Origin of the sequence: Shewanella sp. 10N.286.51.B2 (genome assembly GCF_041469265.1) — a bacterium.
In the GTDB taxonomy this organism is placed as follows: domain Bacteria; phylum Pseudomonadota; class Gammaproteobacteria; order Enterobacterales; family Shewanellaceae; genus Shewanella.
In genome coordinates this window covers 18883-40541 of record NZ_JBFRKH010000031.1, presented here as the reverse complement: position 1 = coordinate 40541, position 21659 = coordinate 18883, and the positions used below count along the sequence as shown (strand labels likewise).

The following is a 21659-nucleotide window of genomic DNA, read 5'->3' as shown; positions in this document are numbered from 1 at the left end:
CTATTTAGTTATTGGCTAATATATGCGATAAATGTCATCAGATTTGTAACTCGCCAATAACACTAAGAAACATAAAAGTGTTAACGCGACCTATAACAATAATGACAACAAATGGACTGTGCATGCTAACTTCAAAAATAAAACCTCTCTACACTGCGATAGCGTTAAGCTTAGCAAGTGTTTCTCTTGCTGCTAATGCCTCTGATGATGCTTCTAAAGAAACAGAAAAATGGCAAGTTAATGCGCCTGCGAACGCGCCGCTAGAAAAACTCTCTATTGATGTCACCGAAGGCACATGGATGAATGTCAGCGTTTCCCCTGACGGTAAGACCATAGTGTTTGACTTACTCGGTGATATTTATCAAATGCCAATAAAAGGTGGCGAGGCAAAAAAACTCGCTTCTGGCATCGCTTGGCAAATGCAGCCGGTATATAGCCCAGATGGCAAATATATTGCCTTCACCTCAGATGAAGATGGCGGTGATAATATTTGGGTAATGAATGCTGACGGTTCGAACCCACATCCTGTAACCAATGAAACCTTCCGCTTGCTCAATAGCCCAGCTTGGAGCCCTGACTCACAATACTTAGTGGCCCGCAAACATTTTACCGGTAGTCGCAGTTTAGGTGCTGGTGAAGTGTGGATGTATCACGTCGCTGGCGGCGAAGGGGTAAAATTAACTGAGCGTCCGAACGAACAAAAAGATTTAGGCGAGCCTGCCTATTCACCTGATGGCAGATATATTTATTTCAGCCAAGATGCTACCCCAGGCAAAACCTTTCACTACTCAAAAGATTCAGTAAAAGGTATTTATAAAATTAAGCGCTACGATACTCAGTCTGGTGATATAGAAGTATTACTTGAAGGCACTGGCGGCGCCATTCGCCCAACACCTAGCCCTGATGGCACCAAGTTAGCTTATATCAAACGTGATGGCTTCCAATCTTCGCTGTATTTACTCGATTTAAAATCAGGGGCGCAAACTAAGCTTTATGGTGATTTAGATCGTGATATGCAAGAAACATGGGCAATTCATGGTGTGTATCCGACCATGTCTTGGACCCAAGACAATGAACAAATTGTTTTTTGGGCCAAAGGTAAAATTAATAAATTAACCCTTGAAGACAAGTCTGTTGAGAATATTCCTTTCAGCGTTAAAACTGAATTAGAGGTGCAACCATCAGTACGCTTCACTCAAAATCTAGATAAGGATAATTTCGACGTAAAAATGCTGCGTATGGCACAAGTCTCACCTAACGGTGAAAAAGTGGTTTTTGAAGCATTAGGCAAACTTTGGATCCGTGATATTGAAGATGGTAAACAAAAGCGTTTAACTAGACTTGATGATGACGTTAATGAACTATTCCCGCAATGGTCACGGGACGGCAAGAATATCGTCTTTACCACTTGGAATGATCAAGACCAAGGCACCGTCAGTATTGTGAGTAGCAAAGGTGGTCGCAGTAAACAACTGACATCACTGCCAGGTAAATATGTCGAACCAACCTTTTCACCAGATGGTAAAACCGTTGTCTACCGTAAAGCGAAAGGCGGATATGTCACTCCTAGAACTTGGTCCCAAGAACCGGGTTTATATAAAGTTGATCTAAAGAATAAGCAAAATATCAAAGTTTCAGCTAGCGGTTATCAGCCACAATTTGGCGCTGATAATAATCGTGTCTTTTTTATGGATCACGGTAAAACCCCAGAACTGGCATCAATCAGTTTAGACGGCTTTGAAAAACGCACTCACTACACTAGCGAACATGCTACCGAATTTAGAGTATCGCCAAATGGTGAGCACCTTGCCTTTGCTGAACGCTTTAGAGTTTATGTCACCCCTTTTGCCAAGCATGGCGAAACCATCAAAATCAGCCCGAAAGCGAAAAACTTACCAGTAATGCAATTAAGTGCCCGCGCAGGTGAAAGCATTAGCTGGAACAGTAACAATGAAGAAATTTATTGGACTTTAGGCCCAGACCTTTATCAAGCCAAAGTGGATACTGACTACAACAGCGATGAGGAAGCTAAGCCTGAAGTTACTGCTATTGGTTTCACTAAAAAAGCAGATGTTCCACGTGGAACAATCGCATTTGTTGGTGGCAAAATCATTACCATGGAAAATGACCAAGTTATTGATAATGGTGTTGTCATCGTTAAAGATAATAAAATTGTCAATGTTGGCGATGCTAACTTAACCATTCCAACTGATGCACAAGTCATCGACATTAAAGGTAAAACTTTAATGCCAGGTTTATTTGATGCCCATGCTCATGGTAGCCAAGCAGATGATGAAATCACGCCACAGCAAAACTGGCAATTATACTCAGCACTGTCATTGGGCGTGACTGCAATACATGATCCGTCAAATGACACCACTGAGATTTTTGCAGCATCAGAGCAACAAAAAGCCGGTAATATTGTGGGTCCGCGCATATTCTCAACCGGAACTATTTTATACGGCGCTAATGCACCAGGTTACACATCCCATGTAGATTCACTGGATGATGCAAAATTCCATTTAGAGCGTCTTAAAAAGGTAGGCGCTTTCAGCGTGAAAAGTTACAACCAACCACGTCGTAACCAACGCCAACAAGTGATTCAGGCTGCCCGTGAATTAGAAATGATGGTGGTTCCTGAAGGTGGTAGTTTGCTGCAGCATAACTTGTCGATGATTGCTGATGGCCATACCACTGTCGAACACTCATTACCCGTTGGTTCTATCTATAGCGATATTAAACAGTTCTGGAGTCAAACCAAAGTCGGTTATACCCCAACACTGGTTGTCGCATATGGCGGTATTTCTGGCGAGCATTACTGGTACGATAAAACTGATGTTTGGGCACACCCTCGCTTAAGCATGTATGTTCCGTCTGATATTCTTAATGCCCGCTCAATGAGAAGAACAACTGCACCGGATGAACATTACAATCACTTCAATGTGGCACGGGTTGCCAATGAGCTAAATGATATTGGCATCAAACCAAATATTGGTGCTCATGGTCAACGTGAAGGTTTAGCGGCGCACTGGGAAATGTGGATGTTTGCTCAAGGTGGTATGAGCAATATGGATGTGCTGAAAACAGCAACCATAAACCCTGCAACCACCTTCGGTATGGATCATCAAATAGGCTCAATTAAAGCCGGTAAACTAGCTGATATTATTGTGATTGACGGCGACCCATTAACTGATATTCGTGTGACTGATAAAGTGTCTTACACCATGGTCAATGGTAAGTTATTTGATTCAGAAACCATGAATCAATTGAATGGCGAAGAAGTTAGCCGTAAACCATTTTTCTTTGAGAAAAAAGATTAATACTGAGGCAACAAGCTTAGGCTAATCGAAAATGATTTAGCAAAAAAAGAAAAGGATGTTCCACGTGGAACATCCTTTTTTTATTTGCTAAAAAACTGCGTTAAACAAAATCGCTTCCATAACAAAAACAATCTGTTGTATGGTCATTAACCATACCTACCGCTTGCATAAAAGCATAACAAATAGTTGGCCCTACAAAGTTAAACCCAAGCTTTTTAAGTGCTTTAGACATGGCCTCAGATTCTGCTGTTTGAGCAGGTAAATCCGCCGAAGTTAAATAATGATTTACGACAGGCTTACCGCCAACAAACTGCCAAAGAAATTCAGAAAAATCATTACCCTGCTCAACAAAGGCTAAATAGGCTTTGGCATTTCGAATAATAGAATTAACCTTTAGACGGTTCCTGATAATTCCAGGGTTTAATAGTAATTCTTCGACTTTGGCATCATCGAATGTGGCAATCACTTTTGGATCAAAATTGGCAAACAAAGCTTGGTAATTGTGTTGCTTCTTTAAAATGGTGATCCAAGATAATCCTGCTTGCTGACCATCCAAGCAAAGCTTTTCAAATAACTCGATGGGATCATAAACAGGCCGCCCCCAAACATTATCATGATAGTCTTGATAAATAGGGTCATCACTGACCCAACCACAACGTTGTTGAACCATTTATTGAGTCCTTTACTATTTTTAATCTCTACGTTAAAAAATAACCTACATAAGCCTTTATCTACAAGGTATAATCAAAACCATTTTCTATTTATAGCCTAACCAGTAGATAAGCGGACATGACGACGAAACACGACGTAAAAACATTCCAGGGCTTTATTATGACCCTGCAGGAATTCTGGGCGCAGCAAGGTTGCGCAATAGTTCAACCATTAGACATGGAAGTTGGCGCTGGTACATTCCACCCAATGACATTCTTGCGCTCATTAGGCCCAGAGCCTATGAGTAGTGCTTATGTTCAGCCATGTCGTCGCCCTACCGATGGCCGTTACGGTGAAAACCCTAACCGTCTACAACACTACTATCAATTTCAAGTAGTGCTTAAGCCTTCTCCTAGCAATATTCAAGAGCTATACCTTGGCTCTTTAGAAGCACTAGGCGTAGATATGGGCGTCCATGATGTTCGCTTCGTAGAAGACAACTGGGAATCACCTACATTGGGTGCTTGGGGTCTAGGTTGGGAAGTTTGGTTAAACGGTATGGAAGTATCGCAATTTACCTACTTCCAACAAGTGGGCGGTTTAGAGTGTAAGCCTGTAACTGGTGAAATCACTTACGGCCTTGAACGTCTTGCGATGTATATCCAAGAAGTTGATAGCGTATATGACCTAGTATGGACAGACGGTCCAATGGGTAAAGTGATGTATGGTGATATTTTCCATCAGAACGAAGTTGAGCAATCAACCTATAACTTTGAACACGCCAATGTAGAAGTACTATTCAAGCAGTTTGATGATTGTGAAGTCGCTTGTCAGCATTTACTTGACCTTGAAAAGCCATTGCCTCTTCCTGCATACGAACAAGTAATGAAAGCATCTCATGCCTTTAACTTACTTGATGCTCGCCACGCGATTTCGGTTACTGAACGTCAACGTTATATTTTACGTGTACGTACTATGGCCAAAGGTGTTGCAGAGTCTTACTACCAAGCCCGTGAAGCGCTTGGTTTCCCAATGTGTAAGTAGAGGTAAATAGAATGAATGTTGAAAACTTACTCATTGAAGTGGGTACTGAAGAATTACCGCCAAAAGCATTACGTAAATTAGCTGAATCATTTTTAGCTAACTTCAGCGAAGAGCTAACCAAAGCTGAGTTGGCCTTTGAAAAAGCCACTTGGTACGCTGCGCCGCGCCGTTTAGCTATTAGCATTGAACAACTTGCTGTAGCTCAAGCTGACAAAGTCGTTGAAAAACGTGGCCCTGCTGTTGCCCAAGCATTTGATGCTGATGGCAACCCAACGAAAGCAGCTATGGGCTGGGCTCGTGGTAACGGCATCACTGTGGAACAAGCTGAGCGCTTGAAAACAGATAAAGGCGAATGGTTATTACACCAAGCTAAAGTGGTTGGCGTAGAAACTAAATCACTGATCGCAGCCATGGCGCAAAAAGCATTAGATAAGTTACCAATTCCTAAGCCAATGCGCTGGGGAAGTAACACCACACAATTTATCCGTCCGGTTCATACCGTTACTATGCTATTAGGTGATGAGTTAGTTGATGGTGAATTGTTAGGTATCAAATCAGCACGTACTATTCGTGGTCACCGCTTTATGGGCGTTGATACCTTCGAGTTAGATCATGCTGACAACTACTTAGCCGCTCTTGAGCAGCAAGGTAAGGTTTTAGCTGATTACCAACGTCGTAAAGATATTATCAAGACTAACGCTGAAGCTGCAGCCAAAGACATTGGCGGTGTTGCAGAACTTGAAGATGACTTACTTGAAGAAGTCACCTCTTTGGTTGAGTGGCCTGTGGTACTCACCGCTAACTTTGAAGAAAAGTTTTTAGACGTACCGGCTGAAGCCTTGGTTTACACCATGAAAGGCGATCAGAAATACTTCCCTGTATTTGATAAAGCCGGCCAGTTGCTACCAAACTTTATCTTCGTGACTAATATCGAATCTAAAGATCCACAGCAGATTATTTCAGGTAACGAAAAAGTAGTTCGTCCTCGTTTAGCTGATGCTGAGTTCTTCTTTGAAACAGATAAGAAAGAGTCATTAGAAGCGCGCCTTGCTAGCTTAGAAACGGTTGTATTCCAAAAGCAATTAGGCACGATTAAACAACGTGTTGAACGTATATCTGCAATAGCCGGTTTTATTGCCACCAGCATTGATGCCAACAGCGAAGAAGCGAGCCGTGCAGGTTTACTGTCTAAGTCAGACTTAATGACCAATATGGTGATGGAGTTTACTGATCTTCAAGGCACTATGGGCATGCACTATGCACGCTTAAATGGTGAAACTGAAGCTGTCGCAGTTGCTTTAGCTGAACAATACAAGCCAAAGTTCTCTGGCGATACCGTGCCTACTGCACCTATTTCAATCTGTGTCGCGCTAGCTGAAAAGCTTGATACCTTAGTGGGTATTTTCGGTATTGGCCAAGCCCCTAAGGGTGCTGCAGATCCATTCGCACTGCGTCGTGCAGCGATTGGTATTTTACGTATTTGTTTAGAAAACAACTTGCCATTAGACTTAGTTGATTTAATTGATAAAGCAAAACAATTACACGGTGAAAACCTCACTAACGACAATGTGTCTGAGCAAGTGCTTGAATTCTTCATGGGTCGTTTCCGCTCTTGGTATCAAGATCAAGGCGTCAGCGTTGACGTTATTCTTGCAGTGCTGGCACGTAAGCCTACTGCACCGGCTGACTTTGAAAGCCGTATTAAAGCTGTGGCGCACTTCAGAACGTTAGAGCAAGCCTCTGCTTTAGCTGCAGCTAACAAGCGTGTTTCTAACATTCTAGCCAAAGTTGAAGGCGAGACTGCCACTAGCATTGATGCCAGTTTATTGGTTGAACCTGCTGAGAAAGCATTAGCTGAAAAGTTAGCTGAACTGCAACCACAGCTTGCGCCATTATTTGCTGCGGCAAACTACCAAGAAGCGTTAGCATTACTGGCGAACCTGCGTGAAAGCGTTGATGCCTTCTTTGAAGGTGTCATGGTAATGGCTGATGATGAAGCCCTTAAGAATAACCGCTTAGCATTACTAAATAGCCTGCGTGAGCAATTCTTACATGCTGCAGATATCTCACTACTACAATAATAGTTAACCCTATTAAGTTGTAAAAAAAACGCGCTTTAACATCAGTTAAGCGCGTTTTTTATTGGCTGATTTTTAAAGCCTCATGATTAATTTTAAATGAAGACTTCGAATCAAATATTAAAAGCTAATCAGTTTTTGATGGAAAACATCAAACTCAGATTGATTCAAACCGACTTGCTGCAATAGCTGCTGTAAATCATCTTGTTCAAGTTTATCTTTTTGCCGCAACATAGAACACTCACTGATGATATTTGCCCGCCATACAGCCAATGCCATCATGTCTGTTGGACGATAATCAGAATTAGCTAATTGTGCTAGCTGAAACTCAAACTGTGCCGGCAGCTGCCAATGCTTCGCCAGTAACGCACTTAGCCCTAACGACTTAGTGGTCATCACTTGCTTAAACAATGCCGAACTTGGCTGTTCACCCGGCTCGGCTTTTTCAAAGGCATCCAGCAGCATTTTGAAAATGGCGATTTTGCCAACATCATGAAGTAATCCCAGTAAAAACACCGTATCAGCATCTTCTTCAGCTAAGTCACTGGCAATAAAAGCCACTTGCATTGAATGACGCCAAATTTCAGCGCCAAAACGCCTAAAGTAAATCGGCTTAATATCAATCATTTCTTTCACTAAACAACTGCGAACAAACTGACGTAATTGCGCTCGCCCTAACTGCACAATAGCTTGGTGTAGATTAGTAATATCTTTGCCTGAACGCTTAAAAGCACTTGAGTTGCATAACTTTAATACTTCGACGCTCAGTACCGGATCTTGCTCAATTAACTGCAGTACTTGTTTGGTTTCAATCTCATCTTGGGATAGTTTATGGTCAAGCTCGGTTATGCGCCTTGGCAGTTTTAACACCTTGGCAGCAATATCTTGAGGTGCACTAAAAGCGATGTCGATTTCGGCTAATATGCTACGTTCAAGATTATTAGCCATGCCACCAGTTTTATGGCTACTCATAGGAAAAAGTAGACTATAAAACAGCGCCGACAAATCTATTTGTTGCGCCTCTTCTGGTGTTTCACTTGAGTTGCTTAAGTATGATTTAGTTTGCCTTACATATGAGTTACTAGAGCACAGTTTCGAGTCTGTAGCGCTTGACTCTTGGGTATTAGCCGATAGCAATGAATGCTGCTCATTTAATGCTTTGGCTTGTTTGACCTCAACGGCCGGTCTTAAATTAAAAATCTTATTGAATAGCTTTTTAAACACAATAAATTACCTACACTTCAGGTAAATATACAACAGTGACAAGATGAGTTTGTAGAGATTACCGATAAAAAAATGGGCGCCTTAAGGCACCCATTTAATGTATTTTAAACTCGACTACACGTCTAAGTTAGCAACGTTTAGCGCGTTAGTTTCAATGAAGTCACGACGCGGTTCAACTTGATCGCCCATCAAACAAGTAAACAATTGATCAGCGCCTACGGCATCTTCAATGGTGACTTGTAGCATACGACGAGTTTCAGGATCCATTGTAGTTTCCCACAATTGCTCAGGGTTCATTTCACCCAATCCTTTATAACGTTGGATGTACAAACCACGTTTAGCTTCAGACATAGTCCAATCAAGCGCCTCTAAGAAGCTATCAACTTCTTTCATACGCTCGCCACGTTTAACATAGCCGCCTTCTTCAATCATACCGTCTAATGCTGAGCCTAACTTAGCAATACGTTGGTAATCATTTGATTGGAAGAAGTCGTAACTAAATACGTAGTTAGTATCAATACCATGCTTACGGATTGTTAGGCTTGGTAGGTATACCTGACGCTCAGGATCTAATTGTGGTTCAATGTTATAAATAACGCCGTCAGTTTCAATCTCAATAAGGTCAGCGACAAAGGCATCACACCACTGCTTCATTTGTGCTTCGTCAGCCAGCATTTCATTGTTCAGTGCTGGGTGGTAAAGCATACGGTTACAAATAACCGTTGGGTAACGCTTAGTTAAACGCTCAATAACCGCTTCAACCTCACGATACTGGCTCACTAAACGCTCTAGTGGCTCACCTGTCATACCTGGTGCACCCGCAGAAGGGTAAATATGAGTACCATCTAACGCTTGAGTGGTTAAGTATTCCGTTAGTGCTGGCTCATCTTTTAGGTACTGCTCTTGCTTACCTTTTTTAACTTTAAATAAAGGTGGTTGAGCAATATAGATGTAACCACGTTCAATCAACTCTGGCATTTGACGGAAGAAGAAAGTCAACAGCAGCGTACGAATGTGCGAGCCATCGACGTCAGCATCGGTCATGATGATGATGTTGTGATAACGGGTTTTCTCAGGATCATAATCATCACGGCCAATACCACAACCTAATGCAGTGATCAGCGTCGCGACCTCTTGAGAAGATAACATTTTATCGAAACGTGCTTTTTCAACGTTAAGAATTTTACCTTTTAGCGGAAGAATAGCTTGGTTTTTACGGTTACGTCCCTGCTTGGCTGATCCGCCAGCAGAGTCCCCTTCCACTATGTATATTTCAGAAAGCCCAGGGTCTTTCTCTTGGCAATCAGCAAGCTTACCTGGCAAACCACCTAAATCTAATGCGCCTTTACGACGGGTCATTTCACGGGCTTTACGCGCCGCTTCACGAGCACGTGCCGCATCAACGATTTTACCAACAATTAATTTTGCATACGTTGGGTTTTCTAATAGGTAATCATTTAATTGCTCACCCATTGTTTGTTCAACCGCACCTTTCACTTCACTCGACACTAACTTGTCTTTAGTTTGTGAACTGAATTTAGGATCTGGCACTTTTACTGAAATAACCGCGGTTAACCCTTCACGAGCATCATCACCCGTTGCATTGGTTTTACCTTTTTTATTGAAACCTTCACGCTCCATATAGTTATTTAAGTTACGGGTTAATGCACCCCGGAAACCCGCTAAGTGAGTACCGCCATCACGTTGTGGGATGTTATTGGTAAAACAGAAAATCTTTTCTTGATAACCGTCATTCCACTGCATTGCCACTTCAACGGTAATGCCGTCTTCACGTTCTTGAGTAAAGTGGAAAACCTCTTTATTCACCGGCGTTTTATTGAGGTTAAGGTAATCAACGAAAGCACTGATGCCGCCTTCGTATTTAAAGAATTCATCACGGCCATCACGTTCATCAACTAAACGGATACCCACACCTGAGTTCAAGAATGATAATTCACGAACACGTTTAGCCAAGATGTCAAAGTGGAATAGCACATCTGAGAATGTTTCACTGCTTGGCCAGAAACGGATTGAAGTACCGGTTTTTTCTGATTCACCCACTGGGGTGATTGGCGTATCAGGTACACCCATTGAATAAAACTGCTCGTAAACTTTACCGTTACGACGAATGGTCATTTGCAGTTTTTCAGATAATGCGTTTACAACCGAAACACCAACACCGTGTAAGCCACCTGATACTTTATAAGAGTTATCATCAAACTTACCACCGGCATGAAGTACCGTCATAATAACTTCGGCAGCGGACACACCTTCTTCTTCATGAACCTCTACAGGAATACCACGGCCATCATCTTGTACTGATACCGAGCCATCTGAATGAATGGTGATAGTAATGTCACTACAGTGGCCTGCTAAGGCTTCATCGATAGAGTTATCGACCACTTCGAATACCATGTGATGAAGACCTGTACCATCGTCAGTATCGCCGATGTACATCCCTGGTCTCTTACGAACAGCATCAAGGCCTTTTAAAACCTTAATACTCGAAGAATCATAACTATTCTCTGACATATTTCTCTCTCGTTTTTATTCAACTACCGTGACTTGCCCATGTTCCACATGAAACATCTTACTTGGTGGGCTAGCCAGCGAATCGACTATTGCAACAGGATCAATCGCTGTGACAAAAATTTGTGCACCGGTTTCGGTTAACTGTTTTAGTAATAGTTGCCTATGCTGAGCATCTAACTCAGATGGAAGATCATCCACTAGGTAAATACTATGCTTGTTTTGCTGTTTTTGAAGCAATTTACCCTGTGCAAGGCGCAGTGCACAGACTAATAATTTTAACTGTCCTCGGGATAACGCATCCTGTACCGGTAAGCTGCCAACGCGTAATCGTAAATCCGCTTTATGTGGTCCACTGCCGGTATTTCCCGATGCTAAATCTCGGTGATATTGAGTTTTAAGTAACTCGGCAAATTCCGTTTTGCTATCCCAGCCACGGGTAAAGGAAACCTTAATATCAACCCGTGGTAAAAACTCTTCGATTATACCCTTAAGTAGCTCATTTAACGAGTCCACATATTGATTTCGTATCGAAGTAACCTGCTCAGCATAACGCACCAATTCCTTATCCCAAAATTGTATATTGGTGTAAGAGGCTCCATCTCTAAGAAGCTGATTTCTTTGCTTTAAAATTCTTCTGGTATTCACCCATGCCGTATAAAAATGACTGTCAGCATGAAAAGCTCCCCAGTCGATAAACTGCCGGCGTGCTTTTGGGCCTTCAAATAGTAAAGAAAAACTTTCAGGGGTGATAACTTGAATAGGTAACGTCTCAGCTAATACCGATAATCGCTTCACGTTATCGCCATTAAATTTAACATCAATGTCGCCATTGCGGAACCGTCTAAGGCCTAATTTAGCTTCGCCATTAGGCATTTCGAGCTTGGCAAACAAGGTCAGTTGATCTTGCTCAATATTGATAACCCGCTGGGACAGATGGCTACGAAACGAACGCCCCATACCGAGAAAATAAATGGCTTCTAAAATGCTGGTTTTACCACTGCCATTTTCACCATAAATTAAATTAAGCCCATCACTTGGCGCTAATGTCGCTGACAAAATATTTCGGAAATGTTCGATATTGAGGCGGGTTAAACTCATGGAAAATAAACAGACCCTAATTTAAAAAGAGTGAAACGAAAGAAGGTGCCTTAATGTAGCACCTTCTTGGGGTAAAACGTTATAGTTAAACGGCGCTTAATCAAGTTTAAGCGACTATTTACTTATAAGCGCATTGGCATAACCACGTACATAGAGTCTTCTTCTGCGTGGTTTTCAATTAGTGCGCTTGAGTTACCGTCTATTAAGGTTATTCTAACATCATCACTGGCTAAATTATTTAATACGTCCAATAGATAGCTGACGTTAAAGCCAATTTCTAGGTTATCTGAGTTGTATTCAACATCGATAATCTCTTCTGCTTCTTCTTGCTCCGGGTTATTGGCGGTAATGCGCAATAATCCCGGCTCAAGCTGAATACGCACACCTCTAAACTTCTCATTCGACAAAATAGAAGCACGGGTTAACGCTTGTTTTAATTGATTACGGCTAGCCACCACAATTTTGGTGCCGCCTTTAGGTAATACGCGGCGATAATCAGGGAAACGACCATCGACTAATTTACTGGTGAATACCGCATTGGCAGTAATCGCACGAATCGCACTATCACCAATCGCAATGGTAATATCACTGTCTTCACTTTCAAGTAAACGCGCCATTTCAACCACGCCTTTACGCGGCACAATCACTTGCTTCTCAGGTAAGCTGGTTTCTATTTGACGATGACTTAATGCTAAGCGATGACCGTCTGTGGCAATGGCCTTTAAGGTGTTACCTGCGGTTTCAAATAACAAGCCATTTAGATAATAACGCACATCTTGGTTTGCCATTGAAAATTGTGTCGAGTCAATAATCGACTTCAAAGTGCCCTGCTTTAAGCTAAATTCAATTTCAGCTTCAAACGCTTCAACATTGGGATAATCTGATGCTGGCAAGGTCGCCAGTGAAAAACGACTACGGCCTGAGCGTAATAACCATTTGTTCTCTTGCTGCTCAATTTTAATTTCAACTTGCTCAGGAAGAGATTTAACAATATCTAATAATTTTTTAGCCGGAACTGTGGTGCGTCCCACTTCAACTTCACCTTGGATGGGAGCTTGACCGACAAGCTCAACCTCTAAGTCCGTACCAGTAAGCTTAAGTAAGCCCTCACTAACTTCAACAAGTAGATTAGATAAAATTGGCAAGTTATGGCGTCTTTCTACTGCGCCACAAACCAACTGAAGTGGTTTTAATAGGGCATCCCTATCAATTGAAAATTTCATTCGTCTCAATTTCCCGATATTAAGAAGATAAGGTACGTATCAAGTTAGCATAATCTTCTTTAATGTCATGACTTTCTTCACGTAACTGAGCAATTTTTCTGCATGCATGTAATACAGTAGTATGATCACGACCACCAAATGCGTCACCAATTTCAGGCAAGCTTTGGTTAGTTAACTCTTTTGATAATGCCATTGCCACTTGACGTGGTCTGGCAACACTGCGCGAACGGCGCTTAGATAACATGTCAGCCATTTTAATTTTGTAATATTCAGCAACGGTTTTCTGAATATTATCAATGGTGACTAACTTTTCTTGTAACGCCAGTAAATCACGTAATGCTTCACGGACAAAATCAATGGTAATTGGACGTCCGGTAAAATTAGCATTAGCAATAACGCGATTTAATGCGCCTTCTAATTCACGCACATTTGAGCGCAAACGCTTAGCAATAAAAAATGCCACTTCATCAGGCAGATTAATGCCGCTCTCTTGTGCTTTACGCATTAAGATCGCCACACGGGTTTCAAGTTCTGGCGGTTCAATGGCAACGGTTAGGCCCCAACCAAAGCGAGATTTTAAGCGATCTTCAACACCATCGATTTCCTTGGGATATTTATCCGAAGTTAAAATGACTTGATGGTTACCTTCAAGTAATGCGTTAAAGGTATGGAAGAATTCTTCTTGAGAACGATCTTTATTGGCAAAAAATTGAATGTCATCAATAAATAATGCATCAACACTGCGGTAGTAACGTTTGAAATCTTCGATGGCGTTATTTTGCAGTGCTTTAACCATGTCCTGAACAAAGCGCTCAGAATGCATGTAAACCACTTTGGCATTGGGATTATTTTTGATGATCCCATTGCCAACAGCGTGTAATAAATGGGTTTTACCTAAACCAGTACCACCATATAAAAATAGTGGGTTATAGGCGCCACCTGGATTTTCAGCCACTTGAAGTGCAGCCGCTTTACCCAGTTGGTTTGATTTACCTTCAACAAAATTATCAAACTGGTAAGTCGGATTAATGTTACTGCGGTGGTTAGCATGCTCAACCGGTTCAGCTTGAGTATTAAACGAAGTACTAACGCGCGCTTTAGTATGGGTATTTTGAGGTTTCTTTATTTCAGCAATCACTGGTGCTGCAGGTTTAGCTGCAGACGGACGACTACCAATATCAAAACGCAGCTTAGGCGCATTGCCACCTAACTGTTCAGTGAAAAATTGATTAATGATATTGATATACTTATCACGAACCCAATCGAGCACAAAACGATTCGGCGCATAAAGTACCAAGGTATCACCATCCATTTCAGCTTGCAGCGGACGGATCCACATACTGAATTGCTGCGCAGACAATTCGTCTTGCAGTCTGCCGATACATTGTTGCCACAGTGAAACCGCCACTAAAAATCCTTAAATACCGTTTGTTGAAGGAGGGGTATTCTATCGTTAGATCTCAATGATCGCTATCGATAAAAAAAATTTTATCCCCAAGCTGATCATTGTATGTGGATATCTGTGATCTTTGAAGATCAAAATCGATCTATTTATTATGAATTGTTCATAGATCCTGCTTTATTAACCGATCGACATTGATCTATAATAGCGCGGCTTTGATCTAGTAAAACTATCTTAGATCCACTACATATTGTGTTGGTACACAGAGTTATCCACATCCTGTGGTAGATTTTTAGGGTACTTATCAAAGTTAAATTGGTAAAAATTGTTCATATAGTCATTTTCCTAGTTGACGGTAGTGATTAAAGTGATTACAATTCGGCCTCTTTTTTGCCCTTGCGTCTTATTTCAAGAATGTAAGGTTTATTAACTACTAAATATACGGATTGCCAAAATGAGTAAACGTACTTTTCAACCAAGCAACCTGAAGCGTAAGCGTTCTCACGGCTTCCGCGCACGTATGGCCACTGTAGGCGGCCGTAAAGTGATTGCACGTCGTCGTGCAAAAGGTCGCGCTCGTTTATCTGCTTAATCAGTAGATATTCATAGTGACTAGCTATGCTTTTACGCGGGAGTTGCGTTTGCTAACTCCCGCGCAATTTAAATCTGTATTTTCAAATCCCATCAAAGCATCTTCTGCTGAAATAACTCTGCTTGCTATTCCAAATTCAGAGCAACATCCTCGTATTGGATTAACTGTCGCAAAACGTTTTGTTAAAAATGCCAGTGACCGAAATCGCATTAAACGAGTGATAAGAACTAATTTCCGTTTACACCAGCATGATATTCCAGACCTTGATATAGTTGTCTTGGTAAGAAATGGCGTGGTTGATATGGAAAATGCAGACCTACATAAATTAATAGAGAAGTTATGGCGCAAACTCAGTCGCCGTTACAATGGTTAGCCACAAAGGCTATTCGTGGCTACCAACTCTTTATCAGCCCTATGCTGGGACCCCGCTGTAGATTCAATCCAACATGCTCTTATTATGCAATTGATGCAATAAAAACGCATGGAACTGCGAAAGGTTGTTGGCTTGCGGCGAAACGCATACTAAAATGTCATCCTTTACATCCCGGCGGAAGTGATCCCGTCCCCCCTAAAAACGACAGGTGTAACAAATAGGCTATGGAATCTCAACGTAATTTAATGCTTATCGCTCTGCTTTTTGTCAGCTTTTTAATGTGGCAAGCATGGCAAGACGATAAAGCCCCGCAACCAGTAGCGGCCCAAACAACGTCACAGACTACTAATGTTGCGTCACAAAACGTTAGCGATGTACCAGAGGCTGATGCAGGCATGCCTGTTCAATTACCTGCTACACAAAATTTAATTACTGTGAAAACAGATCAACTAGACATTAAAATCAGCCCAGTAGGCGGTGATATTGTTTATGCTGCATTAGTTGATCATAAAGTTGAAATAGACAGTGATGACCCATTCGTAATACTTGAACAAAATGGTTCATTTAATTACATCTCACAAAGTGGTCTTATTGGCCGCGATGGTATTGATAGCAGCCGCCATGGTCGCGCTCAATTTTCAGCAGAATCTGAAAATTATGTGTTAGCCGATGGCCAAGACTCTTTATCAGTACCGCTTAATTATGTTGATGCTAATGGCGCAGCATATACCAAAGTATTTACCTTCACCCGTGGTCAATTTGATGTGACTGTTGATTACAATGTAAACAACACCACTTCAGCACCGCTGCAAATGCAAATGTATGGTCAAATAAAACAAACTGTACAAGCATCTGAAAGCAGCATGATGATGCCAACTTACCGTGGTGCAGCATACTCGACTAGCGATGTTCGTTACGAAAAGTATGACTTTGATGACATTGCAAAAAGTAACCTAAACCAACAGACACTAGGTGGTTGGGCAGCAATGCTACAACACTACTTTGTATCAGCTTGGGTGCCGCCTGCAGCTGATTCAAATACTATTTTTACCAGCATGAGTGCTGGCGGCCAAGCCAATGTTGGTTTCCGCGGCGCGGTACATGATATTGCACCAGGTGCACAGCAAACCATTAGTGCCCAATTCTATGTTGGCCCTAAAAACCAAGAAGCTTTATCTAAAATTTCTGAAACATTAAACCTTGTTGTAGATTATGGTTTCCTTTGGTGGTTAGCTATCCCAATTCACTGGTTATTGATGTTCTATCAATCCTTTGTAGGTAACTGGGGTGTGGCGATTATTTTAATTACCCTAACCGTGCGTGGTCTTTTATACCCGCTAACCAAAGCACAATACTCGTCAATGGCTAAAATGCGTAACTTGCAGCCTAAACTGACAGAAATGAAAGAACGCTTAGGTGATGACCGCCAGAAAATGGGTCAAGCCATGATGGAGCTGTATAAGAAAGAGAAAGTTAACCCTATGGGTGGCTGTCTTCCTATCTTGCTGCAAATGCCAATTTTCATAGCCTTGTATTGGGTATTACTAGAAAGCTATGAATTACGCCATGCGCCATTCATGCTTTGGATTACCGATTTGTCGGTTCAAGATCCTTACTATGTATTACCATTATTAATGGGTGTGTCTATGTGGTTAATGCAAAAAATGCAACCAATGGCACCGACTATGGATCCTATGCAAGTGAAAATGATGCAGTGGATGCCAGTTATCTTTACTGTGTTCTTCCTATGGTTCCCAGCCGGTCTAGTTCTATACTGGTTAGTAGGTAACTTAGTCGCTATTACCCAGCAAAAGATTATTTATGCAGGTTTAGAGAAAAAAGGCTTAAAATAAGTCATAGCTCAAACTGATATAATCAACAAAGGCGGCTATTAAGCCGCCTTTTCCTTTACTATTTCAACAAGGTTTTCCTCAATGACAGACACTATCGTGGCACAAGCAACCGCACCAGGTCGTGGCGGCGTAGGTATCATTCGTATTTCAGGCGATAAAGCCACGGAAGTCGCACATAGCGTATTAGGCCATTTACCTAAAACCCGTTATGCCGATTACTGTGATTTTAAAAACGCGTCAGGCGAGGTCATTGATCAGGGAATCGCACTGTTTTTTAAAGGACCAAACTCCTTTACCGGTGAAGATGTATTAGAGCTTCAAGGCCATGGCGGCCAAATTGTGCTTGATATGCTGATCAAACGCGTGATGGAAGTAGATGGCATTCGTATCGCTAAGCCCGGTGAATTTAGCGAGCAAGCCTTTATGAACGACAAGCTGGATTTAACCCAAGCAGAAGCCATTGCCGATTTAATTGATGCCACCAGTGAACAAGCGGCTAAGAGCGCGTTAAACTCACTTCAGGGCGAGTTTTCTGATGAAGTACATCAGTTAGTCGAGCAAGTGACTAATTTGCGCTTATACGTCGAAGCAGCCATTGATTTCCCTGATGAAGAAGTCGACTTTTTATCTGACGGTAAAATCGCTAACTCACTGTATAACATCATCGCCAAATTAGACTTAGTCCAAGCCAGTGCCAAGCAAGGCTCAATTATTCGTGAAGGCATGAAAGTGGTAATTGCTGGTCGTCCTAATGCCGGTAAATCAAGCCTATTAAATGCCCTAGCAGGTAAAGAGTCTGCCATTGTCACTGAAATTGCAGGGACTACCCGTGATGTACTGCGCGAGCATATTCACCTTGATGGCATGCCACTGCATATTATAGATACCGCCGGTTTACGTGACACCGCTGATACCGTTGAAAAAATTGGTATTGAGCGTGCGTGGGATGAGATAGCAACCGCCGATAGAGTGTTATTTATGGTTGATGGCACCACTACCACCGATGTAAATCCTCACGATATTTGGCCTGACTTTATTGACCGTTTACCGAAAAAACTCGGCGTCACAGTTATTCGTAACAAAGCGGACTTAACCGGTGAGCCAGTAATGACCACTGATGAGCACGGCTATAGCGTTTATCGCATTTCAGCGAAAACCGGCTTAGGGGTTGAAGAGCTTAAACAGCACCTTAAATCATTAATGGGTTATCAAAGTAACCTTGAAGGCGGTTTTATTGCCCGTCGTCGTCATTTAGAAGCCCTAGATTTAGCTGCCAGTCACTTACAACTGGGTAAAGAGCAGTTAGAAGTGTATTTAGCCGGCGAGTTATTAGCAGAAGAATTACGTATGTGCCAAATGGCGCTATCTGAAATTACCGGTAAGTTCACCTCAGATGATCTGCTGGGTAAAATCTTTAGCTCATTCTGTATTGGTAAATAGGATCGCTCATGATATTGGCAAATAAGGTTATCGTGCTCGATTTCGAAACCACAGGCTTATCACCTAATAATGCAGATCGCGCCATCGAAATTGGTGCGGTAAAACTCATTGATGGCGTGATCGTCGATAGCTTTCAAGAATTAATGAATCCGGGTAGATCGGTAAACAGTTTTATTGAAAATTACACCGGCATCACCAATGCCATGCTTAAAGAGGCAGATTCTTGTGAAGCAGTCATGACTCGCTTTGCCGATTTTATTGAAGACTTTAACTTAGTGGCCCACAACGCCAGCTTTGATAAGAAGTTTTTAGATGCCGAGTTTGAGCATTGTCAGCAACAATATTCTGGCCAATTTGCCTGTTCATTATTACTGTCGCGCCGCATTAGCCAAGATGCGCCAAACCATAAATTAGGCACCTTAGTTGAATATCATCAGCTGCCTAATGATGGCGTGTTTCACCGCGCATTAGCCGATGCCACCATGACAGCACATTTATGGAATCATCAACTGCAGCTGCTGCAACAGCAACTGCCCCATAAAGCGATTACTTTTGAGCTGATTAACCAGATTTCAAAGCGCCCTAAAGCCCAAGTTAATGGTTACTTACAATCTTTATAACGGCTAACTTATAGCAACTAAAATAACCCATGATACGGCTCGTTAAGGTAATTCAGCGGCGAGCTTATCCACCAGTAACCTCACTTTGGGTGACAAATGCCGATTGTGAGGATACAAAGCCCAAATCCCCTCTTGCTGCTGCTTATAAGATTCTAAAATAACCGAAAGCTTGCCCGCAGCTATCGCCTCTGCCACGTAATAACCCGGTAGCTGCACAATCCCCAAACCTTTAATGGCGGCGTTAAGTAAGCTAATACCACTACTGCACTGTAAATTCCCTTGCACTTTAATACTTCTTGCTTGGCCACCTTCATTAAAATGCCAGTGGGGTTGTGAGCCCACTAAACAATTATGCAGACTTAATTCTGATAATGAATAAGGCGCGCCAAAACGATTAATATAATCAGGGGCGGCGCAAACAAACTGCTCACGGCTGGTTAAGCGCTTTGCCATCATGCTCGAATCAGGTAAACGCCCTAACCTAATCGCTAAATCATAGCCGCCTTCCACTAAATCTAACTGCCTGTTAGTTAACTCACAAATCACTTCAACATCAGGGTGCTGCTGCATATAGTCAGTGACAATCGGCATCACAAATGACTCACCATAGGTCACTGGTGCGGTAAGCTTAATTAACCCTTGGGGTTTATTTTGCAAACTACTTATAGCCCGCTCAGCTTCTTCAAGTCCATCGATAACTTGGCGGCAATGGCGATAAAATATATGGCCTTCTTCAGTTAACGACACTTTACGGGTGGTGCGATAAAACAATTTTGTGCTTAACCTATTTTCAATTTGGCTAATTTGGCGGCTCACTTGCGCGGTCGAAATAGCTAAACGTTTACCTGCTGCCGTAAAGCTATCCGTTTCAGCCACCGCGACAAATTCGTAAACCCCTTCCCATGGCAACATTATTACCACCTCGTAAAAGTAAATTGTATTTATAGCCCATTATCAACTGACAGAAAATAAATACAATAGATCCATCATCTACTGAGCCTCATCTACACTAAGTAGATCCACTTTTATGGTTAACGTTAAAAGGATAAACACAATGTCAGCACAATTTATGAAATCTAAGGCCGCTATTGCATGGGGACCAGGACAGCCATTATCGGTTGAAGAAGTCGACGTGATGTATCCAAAAGCGGGTGAAGTCATGGTGAAAATCATCGCTTCTGGTGTTTGCCACACCGATGCATTTACCTTATCTGGCGATGATCCAGAAGGTGTTTTCCCGGCTATTTTAGGTCATGAAGGTGGCGGAATTGTAGAGATGGTTGGTGAAGGTGTTACCAGTGTCAAAGTCGGCGACCATGTTATTCCGTTATACACCGCAGAATGCGGTACATGTAAATTCTGCACTTCAGGTAAAACCAACCTTTGTAGTGCAGTTCGTGAAACCCAAGGCAAAGGCTTAATGCCTGATGGCACTACCCGTTTTTATAAAGATGGCCAGCCTATTTTCCATTACATGGGGTGTTCAACCTTCTCTGAATATACTGTATTACCAGAAATTTCATTAGCGAAAGTCAATAAAGACGCACCACTTGAAGAAGTGTGTTTACTCGGTTGTGGTGTAACAACCGGTATGGGCGCGGTATTGAACACAGCTAAAGTCCAAAAAGGCGATACTGTGGCCATTTTCGGTCTAGGCGGCATTGGTTTATCAGCCATTATTGGCGCAACCATGGCCGGAGCATCACGCATTATCGGCATTGATTTAAATGAATCTAAATTTGAACTCGCCACCAAACTGGGTGCGACTGATTGCATTAATCCAAAAAATTATGACAAACCGATTCAGGATGTCATTGTGGAAATGACCGATGGCGGCGTAGATTTCTCATTTGAATGTATCGGTAACGTCAACGTTATGCGCAGCGCGTTAGAGTGTTGTCATAAAGGTTGGGGCGAATCGGTGATTATTGGTGTTGCTGGCGCAGGCCAAGAAATATCTACTCGACCATTTCAACTAGTGACTGGTCGAGTATGGAAAGGAAGTGCATTTGGTGGCGTTAAAGGGCGCAGTCAATTACCCGGTATTGTTGAGCAATATCTCAACGGCGAATTCAAACTAGACCATTTCATTACTCACACTATGGGGCTTGAAGGGATTAATGATGCTTTTGATCTGATGCACAGCGGTGAAAGCATCCGCAGTGTCATTCACTTCGATAAGTAAATCTTATTGCCGTATTCGATAAAT

General features: G+C 42.2%; 17 protein-coding genes. 10 read left to right on the top strand and 7 right to left on the bottom strand.

Annotated features, from left to right (window positions below; translation table 11 throughout):
- The first annotated feature begins 122 nt into the window (after positions 1-122).
- Positions 123-3320, top strand: a complete 3198-nt coding sequence (locus tag AB4140_RS08775) for an amidohydrolase family protein (protein ID WP_372000606.1) — start codon at positions 123-125, stop codon at positions 3318-3320.
- A gap of 100 nt (positions 3321-3420) precedes the next feature.
- Here AB4140_RS08775 and AB4140_RS08770 read toward each other — a convergent pair whose 3' ends face one another.
- Positions 3421-3990, bottom strand: coding sequence for a DNA-3-methyladenine glycosylase I (locus tag AB4140_RS08770; protein WP_102436424.1), 570 nt, complete (start codon positions 3988-3990; stop codon positions 3421-3423).
- Between the two features lie 119 nt (positions 3991-4109).
- Between AB4140_RS08770 and glyQ the strand changes: the two genes are divergently transcribed.
- Complete coding sequence (gene glyQ / locus AB4140_RS08765; protein WP_102436422.1) at positions 4110-5015, top strand: glycine--tRNA ligase subunit alpha; 906 nt, start codon at positions 4110-4112, stop codon at positions 5013-5015.
- Positions 5016-5026: 11 nt separating this feature from the next.
- Positions 5027-7096 (top strand): glycine--tRNA ligase subunit beta, encoded by a 2070-nt coding sequence (glyS, locus tag AB4140_RS08760; RefSeq protein WP_303413275.1) that lies wholly within the window; start codon positions 5027-5029, stop codon positions 7094-7096.
- Between the two features lie 117 nt (positions 7097-7213).
- Here the strand turns inward: glyS and AB4140_RS08755 are convergent, their stop codons facing one another.
- The 5 genes from AB4140_RS08755 to dnaA form a co-directional block, all read right to left on the bottom strand.
- The gene (locus AB4140_RS08755) at positions 7214-8317 is read right to left on the bottom strand and encodes an HDOD domain-containing protein (RefSeq protein WP_102520273.1); all 1104 of its coding nucleotides are present in this window, start codon (positions 8315-8317) and stop codon (positions 7214-7216) included.
- A gap of 114 nt (positions 8318-8431) precedes the next feature.
- The gene (gyrB, locus tag AB4140_RS08750) at positions 8432-10849 is read right to left on the bottom strand and encodes a DNA topoisomerase (ATP-hydrolyzing) subunit B (RefSeq protein WP_102436416.1); all 2418 of its coding nucleotides are present in this window, start codon (positions 10847-10849) and stop codon (positions 8432-8434) included.
- Between the two features lie 15 nt (positions 10850-10864).
- Positions 10865-11947: a DNA replication/repair protein RecF gene (recF, locus tag AB4140_RS08745; RefSeq protein ID WP_102475866.1), complete on the bottom strand. Its 1083-nt coding sequence runs from the start codon at positions 11945-11947 to the stop codon at positions 10865-10867.
- A gap of 122 nt (positions 11948-12069) precedes the next feature.
- Complete coding sequence (dnaN, locus tag AB4140_RS08740; RefSeq protein ID WP_372000602.1) at positions 12070-13170, bottom strand: DNA polymerase III subunit beta; 1101 nt, start codon at positions 13168-13170, stop codon at positions 12070-12072.
- A 19-nt stretch (positions 13171-13189) separates the two neighbouring features.
- Entirely contained in the window at positions 13190-14578 is a 1389-nt protein-coding gene (gene dnaA / locus AB4140_RS08735) for a chromosomal replication initiator protein DnaA (protein ID WP_076541770.1), read from the bottom strand.
- 448 nt (positions 14579-15026) lie between these two features.
- Here dnaA and rpmH point away from each other — a divergent pair, with 448 nt between their 5' ends.
- The 6 genes from rpmH (at position 15027) to AB4140_RS08705 (ending at position 19450) form a co-directional block, all read left to right on the top strand.
- Positions 15027-15164 (top strand): 50S ribosomal protein L34, encoded by a 138-nt coding sequence (gene rpmH, locus AB4140_RS08730; protein WP_011867659.1) that lies wholly within the window; start codon positions 15027-15029, stop codon positions 15162-15164.
- A 16-nt stretch (positions 15165-15180) separates the two neighbouring features.
- A complete protein-coding gene (gene rnpA / locus AB4140_RS08725; RefSeq protein ID WP_076541772.1) occupies positions 15181-15537 on the top strand; it encodes a ribonuclease P protein component in 357 nt (118 codons plus the stop codon).
- Positions 15504-15758 carry a membrane protein insertion efficiency factor YidD gene (gene yidD / locus AB4140_RS08720; protein ID WP_076541774.1) on the top strand — a complete coding sequence of 85 codons (255 nt, stop codon included), beginning with the start codon at positions 15504-15506 and terminating at the stop codon, positions 15756-15758. The genes rnpA and yidD overlap by 34 nt, the downstream gene beginning before the upstream one ends.
- A 3-nt stretch (positions 15759-15761) precedes the next feature.
- The gene (gene yidC, locus AB4140_RS08715) at positions 15762-17390 is read left to right on the top strand and encodes a membrane protein insertase YidC (RefSeq protein ID WP_102436410.1); all 1629 of its coding nucleotides are present in this window, start codon (positions 15762-15764) and stop codon (positions 17388-17390) included.
- An 81-nt stretch (positions 17391-17471) separates the two neighbouring features.
- Positions 17472-18830, top strand: coding sequence for a tRNA uridine-5-carboxymethylaminomethyl(34) synthesis GTPase MnmE (mnmE, locus tag AB4140_RS08710; RefSeq protein WP_102531911.1), 1359 nt, complete (start codon positions 17472-17474; stop codon positions 18828-18830).
- A gap of 8 nt (positions 18831-18838) precedes the next feature.
- Entirely contained in the window at positions 18839-19450 is a 612-nt protein-coding gene (locus AB4140_RS08705; RefSeq protein ID WP_102436406.1) for a PolC-type DNA polymerase III, read from the top strand.
- 42 nt (positions 19451-19492) lie between these two features.
- Here AB4140_RS08705 and AB4140_RS08700 read toward each other — a convergent pair whose 3' ends face one another.
- The gene (locus tag AB4140_RS08700; protein ID WP_102520271.1) at positions 19493-20362 is read right to left on the bottom strand and encodes a LysR substrate-binding domain-containing protein; all 870 of its coding nucleotides are present in this window, start codon (positions 20360-20362) and stop codon (positions 19493-19495) included.
- A 142-nt stretch (positions 20363-20504) separates the two neighbouring features.
- Here AB4140_RS08700 and AB4140_RS08695 point away from each other — a divergent pair, with 142 nt between their 5' ends.
- On the top strand, positions 20505-21635 hold the full coding sequence (locus AB4140_RS08695; RefSeq protein WP_102520270.1) for an S-(hydroxymethyl)glutathione dehydrogenase/class III alcohol dehydrogenase: 1131 nt from the start codon (positions 20505-20507) through the stop codon (positions 21633-21635).
- The last annotated feature ends 24 nt before the right edge of the window (positions 21636-21659 follow it).